Origin of the sequence: Paenibacillus lautus NBRC 15380 (genome assembly GCF_004000945.1) — a bacterium.
In the GTDB taxonomy this organism is placed as follows: domain Bacteria; phylum Bacillota; class Bacilli; order Paenibacillales; family Paenibacillaceae; genus Paenibacillus_AQ; species Paenibacillus_AQ lautus.
On the sequence record NZ_BIMF01000021.1, the window covers coordinates 106846 to 113704 of the forward strand.

Below are 6859 nucleotides of genomic sequence, written 5' to 3' on the forward strand. Positions count from 1 at the left end.
TGAACACTTTTACAGATCAATTTCATTTTTTACATTATATTGAAGCGAGACTTGTCTTACCTTTTGCGAAGTTTATCGTAATTTTCCGTATCGGGATTGATATCAACTTTCGATTCATCTTTATCTTCCAAAATGCCAAGGACCAGATCGTCGAGTTTATCGGTTGCGGCTTGATTCGGACGGTCGGGCTCGGGAATAGGGTCTACGCCGGGGAACTGTCCGTCATATTCAGGTTTCTTTTTGCTCATTAGGGTCTCATTCCTTTCTGGCAATATTTTGGCACAAAAGGTTTCGTTATATGTAACGAATAAACGCGGGGGGTGAAAATGAAACAAGGCAAGCGATCATCAACGTGGTAACCGTCTTCCTTCTATATTAGGTAGCTCCTATATATCCATCTGCTATATAAGAAATATGCTAGAATGTAGTGGAGGAATATTATACCAGGGGGTAATGTTAGATATGAAGAAAAAAATGCTGTGCTGCACCATCGCTTTATTGCTTGTGTCCGGTTCGGTTGTTTCTGCTCATCCGGGAAGAACAGATGCCAATGGAGGGCATACCTGCCGTACCAATTGCGAACGCTGGGGTCTGTCCTATGGCGAGTACCATTATCATAACGGCGGAGGAAGCTCTTCAGGCAGCAAGTCATCTTCATCCACGCCTAAAGCCAAATCATCGAAGAATAGTACAACAAAATCCACTGTGCCGAAGCCGGCAGTTCCGGCCTATGCCAAGTCCGGACTTAAAGTTTACGTTAACGGCAGCGTGGTGAAGTTTGACAGTGAGCCGTTGGTGTATAACAACATCAATTTGGTTCCGCTGCGGGAAATCGCCGAAGGAATGGGAGCTGAGGTTACCTGGAATCGCGAAGCTGCCACCATTGGCGTGCAAAGAGACAATCATAAAATAACACTCACGATTGGCAGCAAAACCGTCTTTTACAACGGCAAATCGGAAAACGTTACGGTCGCTCCAAAAGTGATCAACGGCGTGACTTATGTTCCGATTCAGGTGTTTGCAAGGGGCCTTGGTGCTGGCGTGAACTATACCGATCATGATAAAATTCTGAGAATCTCTTTATAGGAATAAAATAAATACTGCTTCAAACGGGTGAACAGAGAGGGGAGAGCATACTTGAGTTTTTTTGATAAATTTAAGGCAGGTGTGTCCGACGCCGGAAACAAAGCCAAAACACTGGTGGAGATCAATCGGTTAAAGCTGCAAAACAACGGTAAAAAAAGCGACATCGATGAGCAACTTCTGGAAATCGGCAAGGTTGTATTTGCTTCAACCGAAGCTGGGAAGTGGCCGCCTGATCAGGAGAGTATTCAGAGCTACGTGGCCAAGATTCATCAATTGAATTTTGAAATCGAACAAAATCTGCTTCATATCGCCAATCTTACGGATGAGAAGGTATGCAGAGGCTGTGGGAACAGCTCCGCTATGAATGCTAAGTTCTGTGCCCACTGTGGCCGTACGTTCGAGGTGATTCAAGTGCAATCGGAAGAGGAGCGCAAAGAGGTTCCGCTGCTGGAGGATGGCGGCGACCAAGAGGAACCGAAGTAGTGTTGTTCTAATTGACCTGATGTTAGGATGAATGTTTTTGCTAAAGATAGAGCCGCCCCTGGTTTGGGAATGACCGGGGGCGGCTCTTTTTCTTTTTGTCCCGGGTGAAGGAAGCCGCAAATCATTACAGAATGATTTATAAAGGTGATCTTACTCACCATAAATCGTTATATAGTAATATTAGCTTACTAGCTGAGGGAGTGAGGACATATGCCGATGAACAAGGCCTGTAATGATGAGTTTTTTCAACATGGGAATCAAAGGGTGTCAAGGCTGCTTAAAGGTAACGTTCTATTGCTTCCCGTCTGTGTATTTCTGATGCTCCTTGCTGCTGGGTGTAACAGTACAGGCCCTAAGGATGACCATCCGCTGGAGAATCAACCGAAAAGCGCGTCCATCAGCATCGTCATTTCCAGTCTCGGGATGACGTTCCCTGCCGGGATGGACGAGAATGACAATCCGTATCTGGATTACATTGAAGAGCGCACGGGGCTCGAGATCGGAGTTAATCTTCCGCCGCCTGAGGTATACAACGAGAAGCTGGATGTCATTATGTCCTCGGGCAACTTGCCGGATATGCTCCATACGTATGAACCGGTGTGGTTCGACAATTATGTCAAGCAAAAGGCATTTATGCCGCTGGATGAGTTAATCGACAAGTATGGTCCCCATCTAAAGGAGAAGATTCCGCCGGAGGTCTGGGATCGGGTTCGATATGGCGGCAAAATCTATGCGGTTCCGAGCTTGAATGAGGTGACTGGGGCAGAGCTGATGTATGTCCGAAAGGATTGGCTTGATCGGCTTGGCCTCGAGCCGCCCGAAACACTGGACGAATATTACGAAGTCATCCGTGCCTTTACGCTCGATGATCCGGACGGCAACGGCGTGCAGGATACGATCGGCCTTACCCTGACATCGAAATTAGGCAGGTCTTCCCCGTTCTTCGGCGCCTTCGGCACGCAGCGGAATACGTGGTTTGAACGGGACGGGCAGCTGGTGAACGGAAGCATTCTGCCTGAAACGAAGGAAACCCTCGCGTTTTTTGCCAAGCTGTATCAGGAGAAGCTGCTCGATCGGGAGTTTCCTCTTAACCTGCAAAATAATCTGTTCGAGAAGATAGAAAATGGCACGGTGGGCCTCTTCTCCGCAGCATGGTACGACACGCGGGGACCGATTGCGGCCAATATGAGCAAAGACCCGGAGGCTGTATGGATGCCGCTTCCGTATCCCACGGGACCGGACGGATTTAAAGGGGTAGAAGGCAAGGATATTATCCGCGGCTACAATGTCATTCCCGCCGAATCGGAGAAAGCAGCCGAAGTGATTAAGTTTCTGGATTTTATCGCCAGTGATTATAAGACGCTGAAGCTCGGCTTCGAGAACGAAATCTGGCGTTGGGAGGACGGGGCGATTGTTACGGATTTTGCGCTTCACGACAAGCATTTGTACCGTGGCATTTACCAGTCGCTTGTTGATGTGCCCGACCAACTGCTGTTTAAGGAGCGGCTTGACTCCCTAGGCGATTTCAATCTATACAACAACTTGCAAATGATTAATCAGCATATCGTTCCTAACGCGTTCTACGGAGTTCCCACGCCTGCCATGACGAAATACAGCAATAAGCTAAAAAATCTGGAGGATGTCTTTACGAAGATCATTATGGGGCTGGAACCGCTGGATGCCTTCGATGACTATGTGAAGAGGTGGAAGGAAGAAGGAGGAGATGAAATCACGAAGGAAGTGAATGAATGGTACTCCAAACAATGATGTCGGCCGCCAAGAGAGGGGGGAGTCGATTGATGGCGTTGATTCGCTGGGTACGGGATCGGTTTTCGCAAAATATTCAAACCCGCTTGACCGGTTATTTTCTGCTGATTCTGCTGCCGCTGGTCATCATCAGCCTGTTTGCGGTGGAACGGTCCCGGGATATTCTCTATGAACAGGCGGTCGAGCGGACGGAGATGGCGCTTTCGTCGGCGATGAATCATTTTGATCTGGCGCTGCAAAATGTAGAGGAGATATCCACCTTGATTGCAAGCGACCCTGGAATGAATGAGCTGCTGAACAAAAACAGCACCAATTTCTCTCCTCAATCGATCGTGGATTTTTCGGATATATTGGAACAGTTATTGAATTCCGTTTCGGTGAACCGGTTTGTATCCCAAATTTCGGTGTATCATCAGGCGTCCAATTGGTTTATCTCTACCCATTACGGCGGCAAAGAGCTGACGGGCGAGACGCAGCAGGAATGGCTTGTCGAAGCTGCCCGGAAGAACGGAACGGGGATTTCCTACGTGATGTCGGAAGCTCCTGTAGCGGAGGACATCACGTTTGGCCAGATGACGAATACGGACAGCGTCTCCTTGATTCGGGCCATGGACCTGTACAACAGCGAGCGGCAGTCGAACCTGCTGGTGGTGTCTTTTAACAAGAGCAAGCTGTTAAATATCATCAAGACGCTGCTTCCCTCCGAGAACAGCCGTATTGCCCTGTTGAACGAAAAGGGAGAAGTGGTAGTGGAGACTGGCAGAGTGCATGAGGATAACATTTCTGACAAGGATATGACCGTAACGATTGACTCGGATTACTCCGCATGGCGCCTCGCGCTGGTACAGCCGAAAAGCGAGCTCTATAAAGAGACCGATCAGCTGCGCCTGTTCACGGTTGCGATCATCGGGCTGAGCATCCTGCTGGCCATCATTATTTCATGGGTGGTTTACAGCGGAATTGCCTCACCTGTGTTGAAATTGTCGCGCGGGATGAAGCGGCTCAGCAGCGGGGAACTGAATATTCACGTTGATACCAAGCGGAAGGACGAGTTCGGTTTTCTCATCCAGTCGTTTAACAAGATGGCCGTCGTGCAGAAGCATCTGATCGAGGATCATTATGAGCAGCAGCTGCGATTAACGACGACGGAGCTGAAATTTCTGCAATCCCAGATCAATCCGCATTTTCTATATAATACACTCGATTCGATATACTGGACGGCCAAAAACTACGATGCGGATGAGATCAGCGAGATGGTGATGAATCTGTCGAAGTTTTTCCGATTGAGCCTGAACAAGGGCAGGCAGGTGTTCACGATTGAGGAGAGCATCACCCATCTGCACTACTATTTACGAATTCAGCAGCTTCGTTTCATGGACAATTTCACCGTGGATTATCACATATCGGAAGAGAGCAAGGACGTTCCGCTCCTCAAGCTCCTGCTCCAGCCTTTGGTGGAGAATGCGATCATTCATGGCATGGAGGGTAAATCTTCAGGAGGGAGCCTGGTCATATCCAGCCGGATCGAGAAAGGACAAACCGTGGTCATCAGCGTACAGGATAACGGGCCGGGGATTGGGGAAGAACGGCTGCGTTATATCCAGCATGAGCTGGAGATGATGGGTTCCCGCAGCGTGCCGGCGTCTTCACAGGATGAGGACCATGTAAAGGATCTGTTCGGCCTTCGGAACGTGCTGAGCCGAATGAAGCTGTATTATGGCAGGGAAGCCCAACTCACGGTTCACAGTGTCTCAGGCGAAGGCACAACCGTCACGATTTCCATTCCGCTGGATCGCTGCAAGGAAGTTAACCTGAAGTAGGTATTCATATATAGATCGCTCAAAAGGGGAGGACATAAATGAATCTCATGATTGTGGAAGACGAACCCCGGCTGCGTAATGCACTGGCTTACAATATCCCGTGGGACAAGCATGGCATTGAAGTGGTCGGTATGGCGTCCAATGGCGTTGAAGCCCTTGAGCTTGTAAGCCGGAAGAAACCGGATATTATGCTGATCGATGTGCAGATGCCTGAAATGGATGGACTGACGCTCCTCGGCGAGCTGCGAAGCCGGCAGGACATCAGTCGATTGACGAAAATGATCATCCTGAGCGGGCATGATAATTTCGAGTTCGCGCAGCTGGCTCTGGAATACGGGGTGTCCAAATATTTATTGAAGCCTGCCGGCGAGGAGGATATTCTCGAAGCGGTGCTTGAAGCGAGGCAGCAACTGCGGGAGGATTTGGAGCAGTGGCAGCGCAAGGCGGCGTTGGAACAGAAATGGGAGGACAATCTTCCGCACCTGCAAAATCTCTTTTTTATCCAATGGGTGAGCGGCAAATATACAAAACAGGACGTTCTTAGCAAAAGCAAGGAACTATATATTCCGTTGAAGGAGGACGACCGTATTGCGGTGGCCGTGGTGGACCTGGACCCGCTGCCGGAGCATGAGACCCGGTTTCAACGGGGGGATGTCGAGTTGCTGCAGTTTACGATGCAGTGCCTGGCCAAGGAGCTATTGTCCCATCCTTCCCGCTGGATCACGTCGGATTCAGGCAATATGCTGCTGATGGTGTTGATCGTGGAGGAAAACCAAGACGCCAAGGAGGCCATGCTGCGACTGAATGCGGATGTATCCAAGCTGCTCTCCCAGACGAAGGAAGTGCTGAAGTTAACGGCAAGTGCCGGCATCTGTGCTTCGATCGGCGCGATTGAAGATATGAGCCTGCTGTATGCGCAAGCCTGCCGGGCGCTTCAAGACCGCGTCGTGTACGGACACGATCTTGCGATTCCTTACCGTGAACAGCTGAGGCGGGATATCCAGGGCGTGATCGTGCAGCAGAATCTGGAGAAGACGCTGGAGATTGCGCTGGAAACGGCGGATGAAACGAAAGCCCTAGAGGCGCTGAAGGGGTTGTGGGAAGAAGCCTTCTCCAGATCCGAATCCTCGGATGAATTTCATGAGGCGGTTTTATACATGAACAGCTTCTTTACCCGGATGATCCAGAAGCAGGGTTGGACAGTAAAAAGAGTCGTCGGTGAGGATATCGAATATTTTCATAACGTCAAGCTGCTGAGCACCAAAATGCAAACCTGGTCGCTCTTGGAGCGAACGGTGAAGCATATCGTCTCCTTTATGAGCGAGCAGCGGAAAACGACGAGCAATCAGGTGGTGAAGGATATTCTGAACCTGCTCGAGGAGGAGATGGACCAGGAAATTACGCTGCATACTGTGGCGGACCGGCTCTATGTCAATTCTTCCTACCTCAGCCGGTTGTTCAAGCAGGAAATGGGGGTTGTCTTCTCGACCTATGTGCTGGAACGCAAAATGGAGCGCGCCAAGTCGCTGCTGCAGGAGGGACTCAAGGTGTACGATGCCGCCCGGCTGGTCGGGTACCGCGATGTCAGTTATTTCACCAAGGTGTTCCGCAAGTATTGGGGTGTGAATCCGGGGGAATTCAAAGGGTGAGCGATGGTGTAGGCTTGGGTTGTAAGGCCGTGTAAAACCCTTCGCTCTATGCCG

6 protein-coding genes are annotated in these 6859 nt (G+C 50.0%); 5 read left to right on the top strand and 1 reads right to left on the bottom strand.

Translation table 11 applies throughout. The features are described from left to right. Positions 1-56: 56 nt before the first annotated feature. The gene (locus tag PLA01S_RS26445; RefSeq protein ID WP_127594742.1) at positions 57-248 is read right to left on the bottom strand and encodes a hypothetical protein; all 192 of its coding nucleotides are present in this window, start codon (positions 246-248) and stop codon (positions 57-59) included. Between the two features lie 214 nt (positions 249-462). Here PLA01S_RS26445 and PLA01S_RS26450 point away from each other — a divergent pair, with 214 nt between their 5' ends. The 5 genes from PLA01S_RS26450 to PLA01S_RS26470 all read left to right on the top strand — a co-directional run bounded on the left by PLA01S_RS26450 (position 463) and on the right by PLA01S_RS26470 (position 6805). After that, entirely contained in the window at positions 463-1086 is a 624-nt protein-coding gene (locus PLA01S_RS26450; protein WP_127594743.1) for a copper amine oxidase N-terminal domain-containing protein, read from the top strand. Positions 1087-1137: 51 nt separating this feature from the next. Further along, a complete protein-coding gene (locus PLA01S_RS26455) occupies positions 1138-1569 on the top strand; it encodes a zinc ribbon domain-containing protein (RefSeq protein WP_127594744.1) in 432 nt (143 codons plus the stop codon). A 210-nt stretch (positions 1570-1779) separates the two neighbouring features. Further along, complete coding sequence (locus PLA01S_RS26460) at positions 1780-3336, top strand: extracellular solute-binding protein (RefSeq protein WP_127594745.1); 1557 nt, start codon at positions 1780-1782, stop codon at positions 3334-3336. Beyond that, positions 3318-5156, top strand: a complete 1839-nt coding sequence (locus tag PLA01S_RS26465; RefSeq protein ID WP_174819258.1) for a sensor histidine kinase — start codon at positions 3318-3320, stop codon at positions 5154-5156. Before PLA01S_RS26460 ends, PLA01S_RS26465 begins: the two co-directional genes overlap by 19 nt. A 38-nt stretch (positions 5157-5194) precedes the next feature. Further along, a complete protein-coding gene (locus tag PLA01S_RS26470) occupies positions 5195-6805 on the top strand; it encodes a response regulator (RefSeq protein ID WP_127594746.1) in 1611 nt (536 codons plus the stop codon). Positions 6806-6859 lie beyond the last annotated feature (54 nt).